Origin of the sequence: Nocardioides marmotae (assembly GCF_013177455.1) — a bacterium.
In the GTDB taxonomy this organism is placed as follows: Bacteria; Actinomycetota; Actinomycetes; order Propionibacteriales; family Nocardioidaceae; genus Nocardioides; species Nocardioides marmotae.
In genome coordinates this window covers 4276126-4295534 of the sequence record NZ_CP053660.1, presented here as the reverse complement: position 1 = coordinate 4295534, position 19409 = coordinate 4276126, and the positions used below count along the sequence as shown (strand labels likewise).

The following is a 19409-nucleotide window of genomic DNA, read 5'->3' as shown; positions in this document are numbered from 1 at the left end:
ACCTTCGTCAGTGTGCTCCGCTCACCGACCAGCGTCGAGGGTCGAACTCATCGGTCCTTCCGGCTCGGGTCATCCAGGGGATCCCGCCCGGCGGTGGCTCAGCGGCGCCCGGGCAGGTGGTGCGCGGCCAGCGCGAGCGCGCGCCGCGCCGCCGGCTCGGCGAGGGCCCGGTCGCCGGCGAGGAGGCCGACGCGGGTGCGCCGGTCCAGCAGGTCGGCCACGTCCACGGCACCCTCGTGGGTCACCCCGAAGACCAGCTCGGCCAGGGTCACCGGCACCCCCTCGGCCACCGGGGCGAGCAGCTCGTCCTCGGTCAGCCCGGTCACCTCGAGGGCGTCGGCGAGCACGAGCGCGGCGTCGGTGCCGAAGCGGCGCACCAGCCGCGGGTGCTGCTCGAGCGCGGCCAGCTCCGCCCGCGGCGCGGCGCCGAGCAGCGGGAGGGTGCGGGTGCGGCACGGCCCGGCGGCCAGCCCCGCGGCGGCCGGGGTGGCCAGCGCGGCATCGACGGCGTCCTGCGCCATCCGGCGGTACGTCGTCAGCTTGCCGCCGACCACCGTCACCATCCCGGACCGGCCGACCAGGACGGCGTGCTTGCGCGACAGGTCGGCCGTGGACCCACCGGAGCCGGCGGGCGGCTCGAGCAGCGGCCGCAGCCCCGCGAACGCGCCGACCACGTCGGAGCGGTGCAGCTGGCGGGCGAAGCAGGCGGAGACCACGTCGAGGAGGAAGCCGATCTCGGGCTCGGTCGGCTCCGGCACGTCGGGGACCGGGCCGTCGACGGGCTCGTCGGTGAGGCCGACGTACACCGTCTGGTCGGGCTGGGGGAGGACCAGCACGAACCGGTTGGTCTCGCCCGGGATCGGCGCGAAGACCGACGTCCCGAGGCCGGGCAGTGCCGCGGCGCGGAGCACGAGGTGGGTGCCGCGGCTGGGGCGGAGCGTGACCTCCTCGGCCAGGTCGCCGGCCCAGACGCCGGCGGCGTTGACGACCGCGCGGGCCACCACGGTGGTGGTGGCGCCGGTCAGCTCGTCGCGCAGCCCGACCCGGAGCCCGCCCGCCCCGTTGCTCGAGGCGGCCTCCACCGCCAGGACCCGGGCGCGCGTGCGGACCACGGCGCCGAGGGCGGCGGCGGTGCGCGCGACGGTCGTCACCAGCCGCGCGTCGTCCTCGAGCTGACCGTCCCAGCTGAGCATGCCGCCGCGCAGGCCCGCCCGCCGCAGCGCCGGGGCGAGCGCGAGGGTCTCGGTCGCGGAGAGGCGCCGCGGTCGCGGCAGCGTCTCGGCGCCGGTGCGGGCCCCGCGGCGCAGCGCGTCGCCGGCGCGCAGGCCGACCGCGGTGAGCGTGGCCTGGGCTCGGGTGACGCTGCTGGTCAGCGGCACGACCATCGGCATCGGCCGGGTCAGGTGCGGGGCGGTGACCTCCATCAGCACGCCGCGCTCGACGGCGCTCTCGTGCGCGACGCCGATCTGGCCCTTGGCGAGGTAGCGCAGCCCGCCGTGGACCAGCTTCGAGCTCCACCGCGACGTGCCGAACGCCAGGTCGTGGGCGTCGACGGCGAGCACCGACAGGCCGCGGGAGACCGCGTCCAGCGCCACGCCGGCGCCGGTGATGCCGAGCCCGACGACCAGGACGTCGACCTCGCGGGGCGCCCCCTCGAGCCCGGCGGTGATCCGGGTGGAGGGGGGAGGCTGGCCGGCGCTCACGGCTGCAGCGCCCGGGTCAGCACGACGCGCATCTCCTGCTCCAGCGCGGACTCGGTGACGTCGTCGTCGATCATCGTGTGCGCGGAGAGCACGAAGCCGTGGGCGCAGAGGACCAGCCCGCGGGCCATCGCGGCAGGGTCCCCCGCGCGGACGTCGCCGGAGGCCTGCGCGGTGCGCAGCGCCTGCTCGACCAGGCCGAGGATCAGCTCCTGGGAGCGGCCGCGGCGGTCGAAGAGGTAGGGCAGGACCAGCTCGGGGTCGAGCTCGACGATCCGCACGAACAGCTCGTTGCCCCGCAGGACCAGCACGGTCCGCACGAGCTTGTCGACGAGGCGCTCGACCGGCGGGCGGGAGGGGTCGTCCTCGGCCTCGGTGGCCAGGACGACCTCGGTCCACTCGCGGGTCATCAGGTCCGCGAGCAGCTGCCGCATGTCCGACCAGGTGCGGTAGATCGTCATCCGGGAGACCCCGGCGCGGCGCGCGACCTCGGTGAGCGTCGTACGCCGCCAGCCGAGGTCGAGGATGCAGTCGCGGGCGGCGTCGAGATACCCGTCGCGGGGGCTCGCCGGCTCCTCCGCACCGTTGTGACGAAGTGACGTCATATGTCACAGTGTAACGCATGGATCCCCGCCTCCCCGCTGTCGAGATGCACCCCAGCCGTTGGGGCGACCCCGCCCGTGCGGCCTCGCTGCCCGAGTCCGCCCGCGGCCTGGTCGAGGCCGTCTTCGGCATCGACGAGCGCCCGGCCGCGACCGACGTGGCCGTGCCGCCGCCCGCCCTCGACGAGGCCGTGCTCGACGCGCTCCGGGCGGCCGTCGGTGCCGAGCACGTGCTGCTCGACGACGCCACCCGCCGGCTGCGGACGCGCGGGAAGTCCACGCCCGACCTGCTCCGCCAGCGCGCCGGCGACCTCTCCGACGCCCCCGACGCCGTCGTCCGGCCCGCCGACCACGACCAGGTCGCCGCCGTGCTCGCGCTCGCCGTCGAGCACCGGCTCGCGGTCGTGCCGTTCGGCGGCGGGACGTCGGTGACCGGCGGGCTCGTCGCGCGCCGCGAGGGGTACGCCGGGCTGGTCTCCCTCGACCTGGTCCGGATGAAGCGGCTGCTCGCCGTCGACCACACCTCGATGACCGCCACGCTGGAGCCGGGCCTGCGCGGCCCGGAGGCCGAGGCGCTGCTGGCGGCCGAGGGGCTGGTGCTGGGCCACTATCCGCAGTCCTTCGAGCACGCCACGATCGGCGGCTTCGCCGCGACCCGGTCCAGCGGCCAGTCCAGCGCCGGGTACGGCCGCTTCGACGCGCTCGTCGTCGGCCTGCGCGTCGCCACCCCGCGCGGCGAGCTGCGGCTGGGCAGCGCGCCCGCCAGCGCCGCCGGGCCCGACCTGCGGCAGCTGCTGCTCGGCTCGGAGGGCGCCTTCGGCGTGATCACCGAGGTGACCGTGCGGGTGCGCCGGTTGCCTGCGGAGAAGGTCTACGAGGGCTGGGCGTGGCCGTCGTTCGAGGCGGGCGCCGCCGCGATGCGGACCCTCGCGCAGGCCGGGCTGCTGCCCACGGTGCTGCGGCTCTCCGACGAGCACGAGACCGCGATCAACCTGGCCCGGCCCGACGCGATCGGCGCCGCGGGTGCGAGCGGCTGCCTGATGGTCGTGGGCCACGAGGGCGAACCGGAGCCGGTCGCCGCCCGCCGGACCGCGGTCGCCTCGGTGCTCGCCGGCCTCGGCGGCACGCCGCTCGGCGAGGAGCCGGGCCGCGCGTGGGCCCACGGCCGCTTCGACGCGCCGTACCTGCGCGACGCGATGCTCGACGTCGGCGTGCTGGTCGAGACGCTGGAGACGGCGACGTTCTGGTCGCGCGTGCCGCAGCTGTACGACGCCGTGCGCACCGCCCTGGTCGGCGCGCTCGGCGAGCCGGTGCTCGTGCTGTGCCACATCAGCCACGTCTACGAGACCGGCTGCTCGCTCTACTTCACCGTGGCCGCCTCCGGCGGGGACGACGCCCTCGGGCGCTGGCAGCGGGCCAAGGCGGCCGCGAGCGACGCGATCGCCGCGACCGGCGCGACGATCACCCACCACCACGCGGTCGGCACCGACCACAAGCCGTGGCTGCCCGCCGAGGTCGGCGAGCTCGGCGTCGCGGTGCTCCGCGCGGTCAAGGCCGAGCTCGACCCGACGGGCGTGCTCAACCCCGGGGTGCTGGTGTGACCCGCTCGTTCACGTTCCTGGTCAACCCCGCCTCCGGTGGGGGCGCCGCGCCCGGGGCGGTCGTGCCGGTGGCGCGGCTGCTCCGCGAGGCCGGTGCGACCGTGGACGTGACGTACTCACCCGGGCCGCGCGCGATGCCGGGCCTGGTCGCGGCCGCGGTCGAGCGCGGCGACGTGGTGGTCTCGGTCGGCGGCGACGGGATGCTCTCGTCGCTGGCCGGCGTGGTGGCGGCCGCGGGCGGCACGCTCGGGGTGCTGCCGGCCGGGCGCGGCAACGACTTCGCGCGGATGCTCGGGCTGCCCGACTCCGCCGAGGGGCTCGCGGAGCTGCTGCTGACGGGGACGCCCCGGCGGATCGACCTGCTGTGCGCGTCGTTCCCCGGCGGCCCGCCGCGCGAGGTCGCCGGCTCGGTCTACTGCGGCGTCGACGCCCGCGCCGCCGCGCTCGTCGACCGGGCGCACCGGCTGCCGCGCCGCCTGCAGTACCCGCTCGCCGCCGTCGGCGCCCTGCTCACCTACGCCCCGGCGCGCTACCGGCTGCGCGTCGACGAGGACGAGCGCGAGCTCGAGGCCGCGACCGTGGTCGTCGCGAACTCGGCCTTCTACGGCAAGGGCATGCGGATCGCCCCGCCCGCCTCGGTCACCGACGGCCTGCTCGACGTCGTGGTCATCGAGGCCGCCTCGAAGGCGGCGCTGGTCCGCTCGCTGCCGAAGGTGTACGACGGCGGGCACGTCGACCTGCCCGAGGTCACCGTGCTCTCCGGCCGGCGCGTGGAGCTGCGGGCCGACCCGTCGCGCGCGGGTGGCCGGCCGGTCCCCGTGGGTGGTGACGGCGAGCCGCTCGGCGCGCTGCCCGGCCTGGCCGGCGACCCGCTCGTCGTCGAGGTGCGTCGCGGCGCGGTGGCCGTCGTCTGCTGAGGCGGCGGGGTCCGCGCCGGCGCGGGTGGTCGGGGCCGGCCGCGGCTGACTTCTCAGGTGACTCCTGCACCCCCGCTCACCCCCCGAACGTCCACACCAGCAGCTCGGTGGGCACGGCGGCGGTGACCTCGTGGGCGGGCTCGTCGGTGAAGAGGAAGGCGTCGCCGGCGGCGAGCGGCTCGGCGAGCGAGCTGCGGGTGAGCGCGCCGGAGACGACGTAGGCGTGCAGGAGCGGGGCGGCCGGCAGGGTGAGCGTCTCGAGCGCGCCGAGCCGGGCGACGGAGAGCACCGCGCCGGGCTGGGGGGAGACCAGCTCGACCAGACCGGTGCCGGGAGCGGCGGCGGGCGCCGGCGTGACGGCGTACGACGGTTCGGCGTCCGCGCGCTCGGGGTCGGCCGCCAGCCAGACCTGCACGAACCGGGCCCGCCCGTCGGGCGTCGCGTGCTCGGCGTGCTCGACACCGGAGCCGGCCGCGAGCACGGCGACCTCGCCGGGGGAGAGCACCGCGTCGTGGCCGTGGGAGTCGCGGTGCGCCAGGCGGCCCTCGACGACCCAGGTGACGATGTCGAGCCCGGAGTGGCGGTGGGTCTCGAAGCCGCGACCGGCGCCGAGGTGGTGGTCGTCGTGGCACACCATCGGCCCGAACCGCAGCCGCTCGGGGTCGTAGTGCTCGCCGAAGGAGAACCCGTGGTGGGTCACCATCCCGGGGGACCGGGTCAGGAAACGGGCAGAACCTCGGCGGATCTCGGTCGTCACGTCCATGATTGTGCCCGTGCCCGCCGCCGCGCCCGACCCGTCCCCCGCAGCGGGCGTGGGCCTGCCGGTGCTGCCGCCGGGCTTCCGGTTCGGCACGAGCACCGCGGCCTACCAGGTCGAGGGCGCGGTGGACCAGGACGGCCGCGGCCCGTCGATCTGGGACACCTTCAGCCACACCGCGGGTCGGATCAACGACGGCTCGACCGGTGACGTCGCCTGCGACCACTACCACCGCTTCCCCGAGGACGTCGCGCTGATGAAGGACCTCGGCGTCGGCGGCTACCGGCTCTCGCTGTCGTGGTCGCGGATCCAGCCGACCGGCGCGGGCCCGGTCAACCAGCAGGGCCTGGACTTCTACGACCGGCTCCTCGACGAGCTGCTGGCCGCCGGCGTGCAGCCGATGGTCACCCTCTTCCACTGGGACCTGCCGCAGGCGCTCGAGGACGACGGCGGCTGGCTCAACCGCTCGACCATCGACCGCTTCGCGGAGTACGCCGCGATCGCCGCCGCGCGGCTCGGGGACCGCGTCGAGCACTGGGTGCCGGTCAACGAGCCCAACGTCGTGACGATGATGGGCTACGGCATCGGCATGCACGCGCCGGGCCGCGCGATGTTCTTCGACGCCCTGCCGGCCGCCCACCACCTGCTGCTCGCCCACGGCCGCGCGACCATCGCCCTGCGCGACTCGGTGCCCGCCGGGGTGACCGCGAGCGTGGGCTGCGCCAACAACCACGCCCCGATGTGGCCGGCCTCCGACGACGCCGCCGACATCGGCGCGACCAAGCTGTTCGACGCGGTGTGGAACGGGCTGTTCCTCGAGCCGATGCTGCTGGGCCGCTACCCGGTCGACCTCGCCCCGCTCCTCGAGGACGTCGTGGTCGACGGTGACCTCGCGACCATCCGCCAGCCGCTCGACTTCTACGGCGTCAACTACTACAACCCGTGGCGGATCGCGGCCGCCGGCGAGGGCGCCGACCTGCCCTTCGAGTTCCGCGAGCTGCTCGGCTACCCGACCACCGACATCGGCTGGCCGGTCGTGCCCGACGCGCTGCGCGAGTGGCTGATCATGTTCCGCGCCCGCTACCGCAACGCCCTCCCGCCGATCTACATCACCGAGAACGGCGCGGCCTACGGCACCGGCCCCGACGCCGACGGCGTGGTGGACGACCGGGCCCGGATCGACTACCTCGACGGCCACCTGCGCGCGGTCGCCACCGCCGTCCAGCGCGGCGTCGACGTCCGCGGGTACTACTGCTGGTCGCTGCTGGACAACTTCGAGTGGACCGAGGGCTACAGCCAGCGCTTCGGCCTCGTGCACGTCGACTACGAGACCCAGGTGCGGACGCCGAAGAGCTCCTACCGGTGGTTCGCCGACGTGATCGCCGCGCAGACCCGCTCGCTCGGCTGACGCCGGAGGCGCGCGCCGTTCAGACCGAGTGCCGCACGGCCATCGTCGCGCGGACCGAGGCCTCGTCCCAGGGCTCGCCGAGCCAGTCGTACATCCCGCGCAGCACGGTCGGGTCGGCGACGTACTCGTCGTAGTGCACGCGGTAGGCGGCGTCGCCGAGCTCCACGGCGAGCTTGAGCAGCCGCTCCTCGATGCCGCTGAGGTTCGAGGCCTGCTCGTCCGGGTCGCCCTCGGCCCACCACTTGCTGCGCAGCACGTCGGCGTGCTCGCGGGTGTTGACGAGGAACCGGGCGCCGGGGAAGACCTCGCGCAGCCACGCGACGTACTCCTCGAGGTCCGGGTGGTACCACCGGATCTCCTTGAAGCCCGCCACCCGGGTGCCCTCCTCGGGGCGGAGCACGGTGTCGACCACCAGCCGCCGGATCCCGGCGAGCGAGCGCTGCGCGGGGAAGTCGCCGATCCCGAAGAACGGGTGGGTCGGCTGCCGCACCCGCTCCTTGCGCTCGGGGCCGAGCCCGCGGCGGGACTCGGTGACCATCGTCGCGTGGAAGGCGAAGAGGTGGTGCAGCGCGTCGCGGTTCTCCCCGCGGATGAGGTAGCCCGGGATCGCGTTGAGCAGGCCGGAGACGAGCGTGGAGCCGGAGCGGCCGTAGGTGACGACGAAGAGGTAGTCCAGCTCGGGGTTCTCCCGCCGGCGGTGCTTGCGCAGGCGCGCGCGGAGCCGGGCGACCTCGTCGGTCGCCGCCTCCCCCCGGTCGGTCCCCAACGGCTCAGCCTCGCCGGGAGAAGACGTACATCGACTGGCCGTCGGTCTCGCGGCCGTGGACGTACTCCTCGACCGCCAGGCCGGCGTCCCACACCAGCTGCTCGAAGAAGCGCCGGTCGAACCGCACGCAGTGCAGCGCACCGGACCACTCCAGGTTGAGGTAGTCCGCCGGGTTCTCCACGCAGTCGGGCACGTCGTCCTCGACGAAGGCCGTCATCAAGGCCCGCCCCTCCGGCGCCAGGATCCGCGCGATCGTGCGGGCGTAGCCGGCGACGTCGTCGGTGAGCATGTGGGAGAAGACCGAGTAGGAGTAGAGGACGTCGACGCTGCCCGGCTCCGCCGGGATGTCGTACGTCGCCTGCCCGTCGGGGTTGTAGCGGGCGTTGTGCTGGTCGACGAGGGTGAACCGGGTGTGCTCGTCGGAGAGGTTCTCCTGGGCCCAGGTCAGCAGCTCGGGCTGCACGTCGACGCCGTGGTAGTCGGCCACGTTGCCGAGCAGGTGCTTGACGCCGATCGCGAGCCGCCCGGCGCCGCAGCCCCAGTCGAGCAGCGTCTTGCGGCGCCCCAGGCCGGCGCGCTGGCGCAGCAGCCGGACGTCGCGGACACCCGCGGCGACGAAGTCGTCGTCGCGCTTGAAGTGCGCCCCGCCCATCCGCAGCCGGTAGGGCGGCAGTGGCACGGCGGCGGGGTCGAGCCGGCCCTCCCGGGCCGTTGCGTCGGTCACGGCCGGGAGTCTACGAGGGCGGAGGCCCGGGCCAGCAGCGTCGCGGCGCGCGCGTCGAAGGAGTGCTCGGCGACGACCCGCTCGGCGGTACGCCGCCGGGCGGCCGCGTCGGGCCACAGCTCGTCCGGGTCGCCGGTGGTGAGCGCGCGGAACTCCTCGTCGGTCCGCCACACCCGCACCGCGCCGGCCGCCTCGCCGAGCGCGTCCGCGAGGCCGGCCACGTCGTCGGAGAGCAGCCGCGCGCCGGTGGCCAGCACGTCGAAGACCCGGTTGGAGACGAACCCCTGCTCGCGCATGTCGGCCCAGTGGTCGTTGAGCACGATCCCCGCGCTGGCGTAGCACGAGCCGAGCTCGTCGTTGGCCACGTGGTCGGCGGCGACGGGCACGTGGCCCGGCCAGCCCTGCCCGATGACGGTGAGGTCGAGGCCGGTGCGCTCCGCGGCCGCGACGCTCGCGCGCAGCTCGCCGCGGGAGTTGCCGACGAAGAGCGCCGGCGGGCCCTCGCGGCGGGCCACGTCGGGGTGGAAGCGGGTCGGGTCGGTGCACTGCAGGAGCGGCTCGATGCCGTGTCGGGCGGCCCAGGTCGCGGAGGCGGCGAAGGCGGCGTCGTACGTCGCGAGCTCGGCCGGGGTGACCAGCTCGGGGTGGCTGATCACCCACAGCAGGTTCGCGGTGCGGGCCGGCGGCGTCACGCGGTCCAGCCCGCGCAGGACCAGGGTGACGTCGTCGAGGTCGCGGCTGGCCCGGCCGCGGGTCTCGGGGTGGTCGATCGCGACCCACTGGCCCTGCCGCTCCAGCGCGGCCGCGAGCGAGCGCGCGAAGTGCCAGTCGCCCCACCGCTGCCCGCGCGGCGTGGCCGGGGCGGCGATGTCGATCGACCAGCGCAGCGCCCGGCGGCCCTCGCGCACGGTCAGCGGCCGGCCGGGGGCGGCGAACCCCGCCGCACGCCACCAGGCCTCGTCGGCGCCCTCGGGCAGGTCCGCGCCGGTGACCAGGCGGGAGGTGGTGACCAGCACGGTCGCGCCGGGCCGGCCCCGGGTGGCGCGGACCGGCGGGTCGACGTTCGGCGGCAGCGGCAGGTGGGCGGCCCGCTCGACGTCGGCGACCGGCTGGCCGACGAGGACCGGGCCGGCGACGCTGTGGTCGGGGTGCAGCAGCAGCGGCACGGCCGCGCCGACCCCGTCGGCGTCGAGCGCCGCGACGAGGTCCTCGACCCACGGCCAGCGGGGCGGGCGGACCCGGCCGTGCACGTGGACCGTCGCCGGCCCGGGCCCGTGCTGCTCGGCCTCGGCCACGACGTGGACGGTCGGCAGGCCGGCGGTGACCGCGGTGAGGATGCGGGTGGCGGCGGCGTCGGTCGTGACGAGCCGGCCGCCGACGTCGGGGGTGCGCGCGAGGTGGCGCGCCCAGTGCACCGCCCGCGGGAGGTCGTGGACGTCGACCACCACGGTGACCGGCGAGGAGTGGTCCCGCTCCAGCGGCGTCCGGAGGAGCTCGGCCGGGTCGTGCTCGGCCAGCCAGTCCTCGAGCGGGCCGGTGACGTCGAGGTCGACGAGCGGGTGCGGCGAGCGCTGCCGCTCCGCGTCGTCGGCCAGCCAGAAGCTCAGCGGGTCGGGGGCCCGGCGGGCCCAGCGGCCGCGCGGGTAGAGCCAGGCCGGCTCGAAGAGCGGGTGCGGGCTCGCGCCCTCGGGCCGCTCGCGCACCCAGTGCTCGGCCGCCTTGACCCGCGAGCCGAACGCCCGGCCGGCCTGCGCGGCGTACCACTCCGCGTCGAGGAGCGGGCTGGTCGCGACGAGGGCGACGGCCTCGGTCTCGGAGATCCGCGGCGGCACGGCCGTACCCTACTCAGCACCATGCCTGCCCCCACCGCCCCGCTGCCCGCGGACCTCCGGACCCCGGCCCTGGTGCTGACCGACGACCCGTCCTCGGTGGCCCCGGCCGAGGGCGTGACGGTCTGCGCGGTGGGGGAGCGGCCGGCCCGGGACGGCGGCTGGGCGTCGGTGACGCTCGCGCTCGCCGACGAGACCGCGCTGCGGCGGCTCGTCTCGGCGCTGCCGCCGCTGGGCCGGGCGCGGTCCCTGGTCGTGGTGCTGCGCTCGGCGGTCTCGCCGGTGGCCCTCGTCCCGCGGCCGGAGTGGCCGGCCCTGCGCGAGCTGGACGTCCGGGCCGTCGACGGCGGCGCGGTCACCCGGGTCGAGCTGACCCGGGGCCTGCCGGTCGCCGACGTGCTCGTCGAGCTGGCCCGGGGCACCGGCTCGCGCGCCGTCGCGGGCCGCGGCTCGGGCAGCGGCGGCCTGGTCTCCGCGGTCGACCTCGGCCTCCCCGTCGACGGCACGGGCGTGACCGACGACGTGCCCGCCTCGCTCGTCGCGCCCAGCGAGCTGCCAGCCGAGCCGTCCACGATCCTCACCGTCGAGCCGGTGCGACCCCCCGCCGGCCCGGACCTCGCGGTCGGCCCGCTCGACGACACCGTGCTCGACCTGCGCGGCTCCGACGTCCCGGCCACCCGCCCGGCGGTCGACCTCGACCCCGGGTGGGAGCCCACCCCCGCGCTCGTCGCCTCGCTGCGCGACGTCGAGGGCGTCCGCCTCGTCTGGCCCGCCCCCGAGCGGCTCGTCGCCGGCCTGGCCCTGGCGGGCGTCCCGCTCCTGCCGGCCGGGCCCGTCCCCGCGGCATCTCGGGAGGTGCTCGGCGCCGCGCTCGCCGACCTGCTGGAGCCGGCCGCCGCGGACCTGGACCGCGAGGTGCGCTCGGTGCTGCTCGCCCGCGCCGCCCACGACCTCCACGCCGTGCCGGCCTGGCGGGCGCGCGCCGGCGCCCGGGCCGGGCTGCGCACCGCGACCGCGCCCACCCTCAGCGTCGTGCTGACGGCCCCGGCCGGGCCCGGTCTCGACCACGCCCGCGCCCAGGTCGAGCGCCAGGTCGGGGTCGACGTCGAGGTCCTCGCCCCCGGCGAGCCCGCCCGCGGCGACGTGGTGCTCACCACCGCCGCGGACGGCTGGTGGGGCCCCGAGGTGCTGGCCGACCTGCTGCGGGCGCGCCGCTCCTCGGGCGCCGACGTCGTCGAGATGCCCGCCGAGGTCGTGCACGCCGAGGCGATCGGCACGACGGTCCGGCGGCTCCTCCCCACGCGCACGTACGTCGCCGGGCCGGACCGGTCCCCCGGGATCGAGGGGCTGGTGCTGGTCGACCGGGCGCTGGCCGGCCTCGGGCCCGGTGAGCTGCGGGCGGCCGGCGCGACGACGTACCGCACGCACGGGCTGGCGCACGTCGCCCGCCTCCGCGGGGGCCACGAGCACGTGGGCGCCCTGCTGCGCAGCGACCGGGTCCGCGACCAGTGGCGCGGGCTGCGGCTGGGCCCGCTGGTGACGCCCTGCCTGTCGGTGCCCGGCGCGGCGGTGCCCGGCGCGGGGGCGGCGTCGTGAGCGGGCAGCCGCGGGTGCGCCACAACGACTGGAGCGTGATCGAGGTGCCCGCGCTCGGGGCGTGGGAGCCGCGGCTGTCGGTGAGCGTGGTGGTGCCGGCGTACCGCTCCGAGACGCTGCTGCCGATCGTCCTGGCGGGGCTCGCGGCGCAGACCTACCCGTCCCACCTGCTCGAGGTGGTCGTCGCCAACGATGGCCCGGACGACCTGGAGCTCCCCGAGGTGCGCCCCGAGCGGACCCGGATCGTGCGCGTCGCGTCCGGCTGGGGCCGCGCGAACGCCTGCCACACCGGCGCGCTCGCCTCCGACGGCGACGTCCTGCACTGGCTCGACGCCGACATGCTGGTCGAGCGGGAGCACGTCGAGGCGCAGCTGCGCTGGCACCACGCGATCGACCACGCCGTCGTGCTGGGCCACAAGTGGTTCGTCGACCCGGAGCCGGTGCTCGCGGCCGGCCCTGCAGCGGTCCGGGCGGCCGTCGCGGACGGGTCGGTGGCGACGTACTTCGAGGGGCGGCCGCGGGAGCCGCACGAGTGGGTCGAGCAGACCTACGAGCGCACTGACGACCTCCGCTCGGCCGGGCCGCGGGCCCTGCGCACGCACGTGGGGGCGACCGCGTCGCTGCGCCGCAGCCTGTACGACGCCGCCGGCGGCATGGACACCTCGCTCGTCCTCGGCGAGGACATCGACCTCGGCCACCGGCTCGCCGAGGTCGGCGCGGTCTTCGTGCCCGACCGGTCCGCGCGCAGCTGGCACCTCGGGCCGTCGCACGTGATGACCCAGCGCGACCGGGTCAACGACCACAACGACCCCTACCTTGCCGACCGGGTCCCCGACCTGCGGCCCAAGCGGCGGCCGGGGCGGCTCTACACGGTGCCGTACCTCGAGGTCGTCCTCGACACCCGTGGCCAGCCCCACGAGGCGGTCTGCACCGTCGTCGACGCGGTCCTCGCCTCGACCCTGGCCGACCTGTCGGTGGTGCTGCTCGGCGACTGGGACGCCCTCACCGACGAGCGCCGCTCGCCGCTCACCGAGCCGCTGCTCGAGACCCGGTTGGTGCACGCGTCGTACGTCGGCGACCCCCGCGTCCGGTTCCTCGCCGAGCTCCCCGAGGGGCGCTGCCCGGCGATGTTCCGGATGACGCTGCCCGGCGCCGGCTGGGCGCCCCGGCAGCTCGCGCTCGCCGCGATGCTGATGCACCTCGAGCGCACCCACCACGGGCTGCGCCAGGTGCACTGCCCCGACGGCTCGGTGGTCCGCATCGAGCGCACGGCCGCCGTCTCCCGCGCCCACCTGGTCGCCGACCCCGGCGAGGACCTCGACGACGTCGTCGACGAGCTGTTCGGCTCGTGGTGGCTGGAGGCCGAGGACGCCGGCTTCGTCGCCGTCGCGGACATGAGGCGCCCGCGCCTGCCCGGCATCGCCGGCCCCCCTCTCGATCCCGCCGAGTCCTGGCGCGAGCTGCACGAGCGGCCCCACCCGCAGGCGCGCCCGCGCCCGAACCCGAACGCGGCCAAGGCCGGCACCTCCCCTCGGGCTCCCCAGTCCGGGCCCCGGCCCGATCCCGCTCCCGAGCCCGACCCGGCCGGGACCGACCGCGCCTCGCTGCTCGCCCGCGCCCGCCGCCGCCTCCACCGCTGACCCGCCTGCGGTCACTGCTCAAGCGACTGGTCCCAGCCCGGCCACCCGTTGGTCGAGCAGCGAGCCCTGGCGAGCGTGTCGAGGCCCGGTGAGGTGCGCAGGGCCTCGGGGTGGTCGTCCGGCTGCCGGGTGGTGCGTCGTAGGAGGACTTTGAGAACGACGTGGTTGCTTGCCGCTGGGGTCGAGGTACCTGGGCGCGGCTGCTTCTCAGGTCGCGGTTGGCGGGGGTCGACCGCTGTGGTTGCGGTGGTCGGGAGCTGTGCCCCGCCACCCGCTGGTCGAGCAGCGAGCCCTGGCGAGCGTGTCGAGGCCCGGTGAGGGGCGCAGGGCCTCGGGGTGGTCGTCCGGCTGCCGGGTGGTGCGTCGTAGGAGGACTTTGAGAAGGACGTGGTTGCTCGCCGCTGGGGTGCGGGTGCTTGGGCGCGGTTGCTTCTCGGCTTGCGGTTGGCGGGGGTCGACCCTTGTGGTTGCGGTGGTCGAGGGTTACGCCTTCGCTCCGCTGGTCGAGCAGCGAGCCCTGGCGAGCGTGTCGAGGCCCGGTGAGGTGCCTGCGGCCTGGTGGCGGCGGTGCGGGCGCGACCGGAGGCGGCGGGTGGTGCGTTGTAGAAGGACTGAGAAAGACGTGGTTGCGCGCCGCTGGGGTCGAGGCACCTGGGCGCGGTTGCTTGTCGGCTTGCGGTTGGCGGGGGTCGACCGTTGTGGTTGCGGTGGTCAAGGGATCGGACTGCGGGGCGGGTCTGGCTGGTCGGTCTATGTCCTTCGGTGGAAGGCGACCCGCCCGTCGGGGAGGTGGGCGGTCTCGAAGGCGGGGTCGTGGATGCGGGCGTGGTGTCGGGGGCAGAGGTTGCGGGCGTTGGCCAGGTCGGTCTTGCCGCCACTGGACCAGGGTTGGTCGTGGTGGGCGTGGCAGAGGTGGGCGGGCCAGTCGCAGCCCTCGGCGGTGCAGGTGGGCTGGGTGAGGTTGAGGCCGCGGCGCTGGGGGCCGGAGAACAGTCGGGTCCTCCGGCCGAGGTCGAGCAGCTCGGACTTCGTGCCGAGCACGGCCGGGATGAGGCCGGCTTCGCAGGCGAGGCGGCGGGCGGTGGCGGCGGAGATCACGCTCCCGTCGTCGAGCACCCCAGGTGCGAGCCCACCCATGAGCGAGTCGAGATCCATCGTGACCACGACGGTCGCGTTGAGACCGCCGAGCTTCGGGAGCTGGTCGGTGGGGAGCCGTTCGAGGAGCTCGCAGAACGCGTCCCCCATCCGTTCCGGGGAGGGCCGCCGCTCGACCTGCTCGACCGCGTCGGGGTCTTCGGTGCGGGTAGCGGTCTGGTGCTTGGGTGCGGCGTATGCGAGGAGGGTCTTGTGGAGCATCGCGGCGTGCAGCTCGGGGATGGAGAACTTGCCCCGCACCGAGCCCTTCCCGTCCGGACACATGGTCAGCCACGCACCCGCCCGAGCCTCACGCTCCTCACGCTCCAGGGCACGGGCGTCGCGTGCCTCGCCGATCTCGGGAGCGACCACGGTCAGGACGTGCTTGGCGAGCACGCCAGCGTCTTCGGGTCGAGATGCGCCGCCTCGTCGAGGAGGTGCTGCTCGGCCCGCGCCGGGACGGTCGGGTCTTCCAGGTCCTCGGGCAGCCGGTCGACACAGGGGTGATCACCGGGCGTGGTCGACCGAGATCGCGCCCTCGACCAGGGCAGCCGAGGTCGGCTCGTGCCGGTCCAGGGATTCGGCGAGCCGGGCCCGGCCCTTCGCCACCCGCCGTTCCTGCCGGGTCCGGTGGGCCCACCACGACGCCGTGTCGGTGGCCCCGGCTCGTTCGCCGGCATGCCGCCGGTCGGCCTCAGCGACCAGCCGCAGCTCCAACGCCACTGCCTGGGCACGCAGCCGGGAGGCTTCGACGAGGGTGGCTTCGACGTCCTCGTCGGACATCGACCACAGCTCCGCGGTCGCCGCCTGGCGGGTCTTGCGGCGGGACTTCGCGACAGCCCGGCACACGGTGTGTGCGTGGTGTCGGGAGTCCTTGGCCATGGGTCTACTCAAGCACTCACCACCGACAGTCAAAGTACCGTTTCCCCAGGTCAGACCGAATATTGAGACGCAACTTCGACCAGTTTTCGGAGGCGTCCCAGCAACCCCGAAACATCATCAGCGGTTGTTTCATCAAGGTATGTCGCCGAGGCGTCACTTCCCCGTGCGAGCTCACCCTGGGAAGTGACGGTTTGCCTGCATACCTTGATGAACCGACCGGCCCACCCCGAGGCGGGGCGCGCACCGCGAGCCGGGAAGCGACCGCGACCACGGCGTACCTCTCCCGATAGCTGCCACCACCGCGACCACCCACGACCCGCAGGCCGCAGTCGAGCCACCGGGTCTGGCGACCCGCAGACGACCGACCCTGTGACCGCGACGACCCGGCCGGGAACAGGTGGCAGGTCCTGCCAGGCACATCTCCTAGGCTGAGGGCCATGTCGACGTCGCCTGTCCCGCCGGCCCCTGCGGAGAAGCGGCGGGTGGTGTTCGTGGTCGGGTCCGGCCGGAGCGGGACGAGCACGATGTCCGGGACGCTGCAGACGCTGGGCATGCACGTGCCGCAGCCGGAGGTGCAGGCCGACGAGACCAACCCGAAGGGGTTCGGCGAGCCGCAGTGGGTCGTCGACTTCCACCACGAGCTGCTCCAGCGCTGCAACGTGGCGGTCTCCGACGCGCGGCCCTCGGCGTGGTTCGAGGCGGGCAAGCTCGCGACGTTCGAGCCGCTGCGCGGGCGGCTGCACGCGTGGCTGGAGCAGCAGTTCGTCGAGGGCGGCCCGGAGCTCGTGGTCAAGGACCCGCGGCTGGCGTGGTTCATGGGCCTGTGGCGCAGCGCCGCGCTGCGCTGCGACGCCACCCCGGCGTACGTCACGATGCTCCGCCCGCCGACCGAGGTCGTGGGCAGCAAGCAGAAGTACTACGCGGGCGGGCGCACCTCCAGCACCGCCGGCGAGATCAGCCGCACGGCGGCCTGGGTGAACATGATGCTGCACACCGAGCGCTCGACGCGGGGCAGCGCGCGGGCCTTCGTCCGCTACCACGACATGCTCACCGACTGGACGATCCCGGTCTTCGGCCTCGGCCAGCGCTTCGACCTCGACGCGGTGAAGTCGGCCTCGGCCAACGACATCCGCAAGGTCCACCAGTTCATCGACCCGACCCTGCGCCGGGTGCAGCTGACCTGGGACGACGTGCGCGTCCCGGACCGCCTGCGCGAGGTCGCCGAGGAGTCCTGGCAGCAGCTGGACCGCCTCGCCGACGACGACGGCGACACCCCCGAGGTCCACGACCGGCTCGACGAGCTCCGCACCGCCTACGCCGAGCTCTACGCCGAGGCCGAGGCCCTCAGCGAGTCCACCGCGCTGGCCGCCAAGCGCGCGGGCCAGACGCAGAAGCCGCAGCCCGACCAGCTCCCGCCCGGCCGCAGCGGCGCCGAGCGCATCCCCCACGGCGTCCGCGCGATGGTGCCGGCGAGCGCCCGCCGTGGCCTGCGCAAGGCGCTCGGCAAGCAGCGATGAGCACCCGCCGGCCCGACATCGCCTGCCTCGAGGGCGACGCGGCGTACGACGTCAGCTGGGCGTGGCAGGAGGGCCCGCTCGACCCCGGGCTGACCTGCGTGTTCCGCGTGAAGAACGAGGCCCGCAACCTCCCCTGGGTCCTCCCGCCGATGCTGCGGGCGGTCCAGCGGGTGGTGCTGGTGGACAACCAGTCCGACGACGGCACGGCCGAGGTGGCCCGGCGGGTCGCGGAGGAGTGCGGCGCGAGCGACCGGATCGAGGTCACGTCCTACCCGTTCCGCGTGAGCCGCGCCGGCACCGAGCACCTCGCGACGCCGCCGCACTCGGTCCACTCCCTGACCCACTTCTACAACTGGTCCTTCTCCCACGTCCGCACGAGCTACTCGATGAAGTGGGACGGCGACATGGTGCTCACCGGCGAGGGGGAGGCGCTGCTGGCCGACCTCGCCTGGCAGCTGCACGGGTCGGGCGCGGTCGTCGCCGTGCCGCGGCACCCGCTGAGCATCGAGAGCGAGTCGGTGGCCTGGATCGACCTCGGCTTCCGGTTCCTCGAGCCGTGGGTCTACCCGATGGGCCCCGAGTTCACCTTCGTCAAGGCCTTTGAGTGGGAGGTGCGGGAGTTCCCGGAGACCTCCGAGCGGATCGTCGCCCCCGAGGGGTTGTGCGTGGAGCTGAAGTGGCTGGACCAGGACGAGTTCGCCCACTGGAGCAGCACCGAGGACTTCGACTCCTCCCGCGCCCCCCGCAAGCGCCGCGAGTGGGAGGTCTACTCCGCGCTGCGCGAGGGCCGCGGCGAGGAGGTGCCGGGCCTGCACCGGATCGAGGCGCCGCCGGGCGTCCACGTCGTCGACCACGTCACCCGCAGCTGGCTGCCGCAGGCGCCCCGACCGCTGGTCAGGCGCCGCGGCCGGCTGGACGTCTGAGCCTCGTGAGCGAGCCCGGCCCCGGCCCTGCGGACCGGGTCACCCTCCGCTTCGCCGACCGCGCGGCGCTGCGCGCCCACGCGGCCTCGGGCGCGGCTTCCGGCGTCCTGGCCCGCACCGTGGAGGTGCTGCTCGACGCCGACCCCGGGCCGCTCGGCTTCGTGCCGCGCCCGGAGTGGCCGCCGCTGCGCCGCTACCGCGCCCACCGCACCGACGACGGCTGGCGGGTCGTCGTCCGGCTCGGCGGCCACGTCGAGGTCGCCGAGGTCCTCGCCGAGCTCGGGCGGTACGCCGTCCGGCCGGTCCTCGACGTCACCGAGCCGCGCCCGGGCCTCACGCTCGACGACCGCGTCTTCAACGCCGAGGGGTTCGGGCCGGCCGACGGGCCGGTTGCTGAGGTGGCCGCCGCCGAGCCGAGCGAGCGGCTGGTCGCCGACCTGCGCGCCCACGCGGGCGCCCGGGTCAGCGCCGCGACCGCCCCCGCGGTCGTCGCCGCGCTCGCGATGGCCGGCGTACCGCTCGTCGGCGAGGCGCCCGCCGGCCTCGACCCGGCGCTGCGCGACCAGGTGGCCGCGCCCGTCGACCTGGCCGACCCGCTCGCCCGCGAGGAGCACTCGGTCCTCCTGCGCCGCGCCGCCCTCGACGCCCACGGCCCGGCCCGCCGGCAGCCGTCGGTGAGCATCGTGCTGGCGACCAAGCGGCCCGACATGCTCGACCACGCCCTGCGCCAGGTCGCCAAGCAGCGCGGCGTCGACCGGCTCGAGCTGGTGCTCGCGCCGCACGGCTTCGACCCCGACCCGGCCGCCGCGCAGCAGCGTGCCGGCGTACCCACCACGGTCCTGCCGCAGCCGCCGGAGGCCGCCTTCGGCGACGTGCTGACCAGCGCCTCGCGCGCCGCGGCCGGCGAGCTGGTGCTCAAGATGGACGACGACGACTGGTACGGCCCCGACTTCGTCGCCGACCTCCTCCGCGCCCGCGCCTGGAGCGGCGCCGACGTGGTGGGCACGCCCGCCGAGCAGCACTACCTCGCCCCGCTCGACCTCACCGTCACCCGCGGTCACCGCGCCGAGGCGTGGACCCGGTTCGTCGCCGGCGGCACGATCCTGCTCTCCCGCGACCTGCTGCGCGAGGTCGGCTGGTGGCGGCAGGTGCGGCGGTACGTCGACGCCCAGCTGCTCGCCGCCGTGCACGCCGCCGGCGGGACGGTCTACCGCACCTCCGGCCTGGGCTACCTGCTGCGCCGCAACGCCTCCGGCCACACCTGGGAGGTCGACCTCGAGGAGCTGCTCGACCCCGCGCGCGTCCAGCAGCGGTGGGAGGGCTTCCGGCCCAGCCGGCTGCTCTCCTGCGCCCCCGAGGAGCGGCCGGGCGGCGCCTGACCCGTGGCCGCACGCCACCGCCGGAGGCGACCTG

General features: G+C 75.7%; 16 protein-coding genes. 8 read left to right on the top strand and 8 right to left on the bottom strand.

The genetic code is table 11. From position 1 onward, the window contains the following. Positions 1 to 98 precede the first annotated feature (98 nt). Positions 99 to 1703 carry a glycerol-3-phosphate dehydrogenase/oxidase gene (locus HPC71_RS20370; RefSeq protein WP_216656490.1) on the bottom strand — a complete coding sequence of 535 codons (1605 nt, stop codon included), beginning with the start codon at positions 1701 to 1703 and terminating at the stop codon, positions 99 to 101. Further along, entirely contained in the window at positions 1700 to 2305 is a 606-nt protein-coding gene (locus HPC71_RS20980; protein ID WP_216656488.1) for a TetR/AcrR family transcriptional regulator, read from the bottom strand. Before HPC71_RS20980 ends, HPC71_RS20370 begins: the two co-directional genes overlap by 4 nt. Before the next feature lie 17 nt (positions 2306 to 2322). Between HPC71_RS20980 and HPC71_RS20365 the strand changes: the two genes are divergently transcribed. Then, positions 2323 to 3903 carry an FAD-binding oxidoreductase gene (locus tag HPC71_RS20365; RefSeq protein WP_230084429.1) on the top strand — a complete coding sequence of 527 codons (1581 nt, stop codon included), beginning with the start codon at positions 2323 to 2325 and terminating at the stop codon, positions 3901 to 3903. Further along, complete coding sequence (locus tag HPC71_RS20360) at positions 3900 to 4820, top strand: diacylglycerol/lipid kinase family protein (RefSeq protein ID WP_171897121.1); 921 nt, start codon at positions 3900 to 3902, stop codon at positions 4818 to 4820. The genes HPC71_RS20365 and HPC71_RS20360 overlap by 4 nt, the downstream gene beginning before the upstream one ends. Before the next feature lie 76 nt (positions 4821 to 4896). On the opposite strand, the gene HPC71_RS20355 is transcribed toward HPC71_RS20360, so the two are convergent. Further along, positions 4897 to 5577 (bottom strand): pirin family protein, encoded by a 681-nt coding sequence (locus HPC71_RS20355; protein WP_171897119.1) that lies wholly within the window; start codon positions 5575 to 5577, stop codon positions 4897 to 4899. A gap of 16 nt (positions 5578 to 5593) precedes the next feature. Here HPC71_RS20355 and HPC71_RS20350 point away from each other — a divergent pair, with 16 nt between their 5' ends. Then, the gene (locus HPC71_RS20350) at positions 5594 to 6985 is read left to right on the top strand and encodes a GH1 family beta-glucosidase (RefSeq protein ID WP_253943823.1); all 1392 of its coding nucleotides are present in this window, start codon (positions 5594 to 5596) and stop codon (positions 6983 to 6985) included. A 19-nt stretch (positions 6986 to 7004) separates the two neighbouring features. Here the strand turns inward: HPC71_RS20350 and HPC71_RS20345 are convergent, their stop codons facing one another. The 3 genes from HPC71_RS20345 to HPC71_RS20335 are packed head-to-tail and all read right to left on the bottom strand — an operon-like array spanning position 7005 to position 10307. Then, on the bottom strand, positions 7005 to 7751 hold the full coding sequence (locus tag HPC71_RS20345) for a sulfotransferase (protein WP_154616125.1): 747 nt from the start codon (positions 7749 to 7751) through the stop codon (positions 7005 to 7007). 4 nt (positions 7752 to 7755) lie between these two features. Next, entirely contained in the window at positions 7756 to 8475 is a 720-nt protein-coding gene (locus tag HPC71_RS20340) for a class I SAM-dependent methyltransferase (protein ID WP_154612431.1), read from the bottom strand. After that, the gene (locus HPC71_RS20335) at positions 8472 to 10307 is read right to left on the bottom strand and encodes a glycosyltransferase family protein (protein ID WP_154616127.1); all 1836 of its coding nucleotides are present in this window, start codon (positions 10305 to 10307) and stop codon (positions 8472 to 8474) included. The genes HPC71_RS20340 and HPC71_RS20335 overlap by 4 nt, the downstream gene beginning before the upstream one ends. Positions 10308 to 10328: 21 nt before the next feature. Between HPC71_RS20335 and HPC71_RS20330 the strand changes: the two genes are divergently transcribed. Together HPC71_RS20330 and HPC71_RS20325 are read left to right on the top strand one after the other, a co-directional pair. Next, positions 10329 to 11900 (top strand): hypothetical protein, encoded by a 1572-nt coding sequence (locus HPC71_RS20330; RefSeq protein WP_154616129.1) that lies wholly within the window; start codon positions 10329 to 10331, stop codon positions 11898 to 11900. Then, positions 11897 to 13540 carry a glycosyltransferase family 2 protein gene (locus HPC71_RS20325; RefSeq protein ID WP_171897118.1) on the top strand — a complete coding sequence of 548 codons (1644 nt, stop codon included), beginning with the start codon at positions 11897 to 11899 and terminating at the stop codon, positions 13538 to 13540. Before HPC71_RS20330 ends, HPC71_RS20325 begins: the two co-directional genes overlap by 4 nt. A gap of 750 nt (positions 13541 to 14290) precedes the next feature. On the opposite strand, the gene HPC71_RS20320 is transcribed toward HPC71_RS20325, so the two are convergent. Together HPC71_RS20320 and HPC71_RS20315 are read right to left on the bottom strand one after the other, a co-directional pair. Continuing rightward, complete coding sequence (locus tag HPC71_RS20320) at positions 14291 to 15070, bottom strand: HNH endonuclease signature motif containing protein (protein ID WP_171897116.1); 780 nt, start codon at positions 15068 to 15070, stop codon at positions 14291 to 14293. 111 nt (positions 15071 to 15181) lie between these two features. After that, a complete protein-coding gene (locus HPC71_RS20315) occupies positions 15182 to 15556 on the bottom strand; it encodes a hypothetical protein (protein ID WP_171897115.1) in 375 nt (124 codons plus the stop codon). A gap of 437 nt (positions 15557 to 15993) precedes the next feature. On the opposite strand from HPC71_RS20315, the gene HPC71_RS20310 reads away from it, so the two are divergent. From HPC71_RS20310 to HPC71_RS20300, 3 genes are read left to right on the top strand one after another with little or no spacing between them, the layout of a single operon-like run. Next, positions 15994 to 17073 carry a sulfotransferase family protein gene (locus HPC71_RS20310; protein WP_154617503.1) on the top strand — a complete coding sequence of 360 codons (1080 nt, stop codon included), beginning with the start codon at positions 15994 to 15996 and terminating at the stop codon, positions 17071 to 17073. Continuing rightward, positions 17070 to 17996 (top strand): hypothetical protein, encoded by a 927-nt coding sequence (locus HPC71_RS20305; protein ID WP_154617505.1) that lies wholly within the window; start codon positions 17070 to 17072, stop codon positions 17994 to 17996. Before HPC71_RS20310 ends, HPC71_RS20305 begins: the two co-directional genes overlap by 4 nt. A 5-nt stretch (positions 17997 to 18001) precedes the next feature. After that, positions 18002 to 19375 (top strand): glycosyltransferase family 2 protein, encoded by a 1374-nt coding sequence (locus HPC71_RS20300; RefSeq protein ID WP_154617507.1) that lies wholly within the window; start codon positions 18002 to 18004, stop codon positions 19373 to 19375. Positions 19376 to 19409: the final 34 nt, after the last annotated feature.

What these genes read in the sequence shown, in the direction of transcription:
- HPC71_RS20980 (WP_216656488.1), bottom strand. Translation starts at nt 2,305, where the DNA reads ATGACGTCACTTCGTCACAACGGTGCGGAGGAGCCGGCGAGCCCCCGC.
- HPC71_RS20365 (WP_230084429.1), top strand. Translation starts at nt 2,323, where the DNA reads ATGGATCCCCGCCTCCCCGCTGTCGAGATGCACCCCAGCCGTTGGGGC.
- HPC71_RS20330 (WP_154616129.1), top strand. Translation starts at nt 10,329, where the DNA reads ATGCCTGCCCCCACCGCCCCGCTGCCCGCGGACCTCCGGACCCCGGCC.
- HPC71_RS20315 (WP_171897115.1), bottom strand. Translation starts at nt 15,556, where the DNA reads ATGGCCAAGGACTCCCGACACCACGCACACACCGTGTGCCGGGCTGTC.
- HPC71_RS20310 (WP_154617503.1), top strand. Translation starts at nt 15,994, where the DNA reads ATGTCGACGTCGCCTGTCCCGCCGGCCCCTGCGGAGAAGCGGCGGGTG.
- HPC71_RS20305 (WP_154617505.1), top strand. Translation starts at nt 17,070, where the DNA reads ATGAGCACCCGCCGGCCCGACATCGCCTGCCTCGAGGGCGACGCGGCG.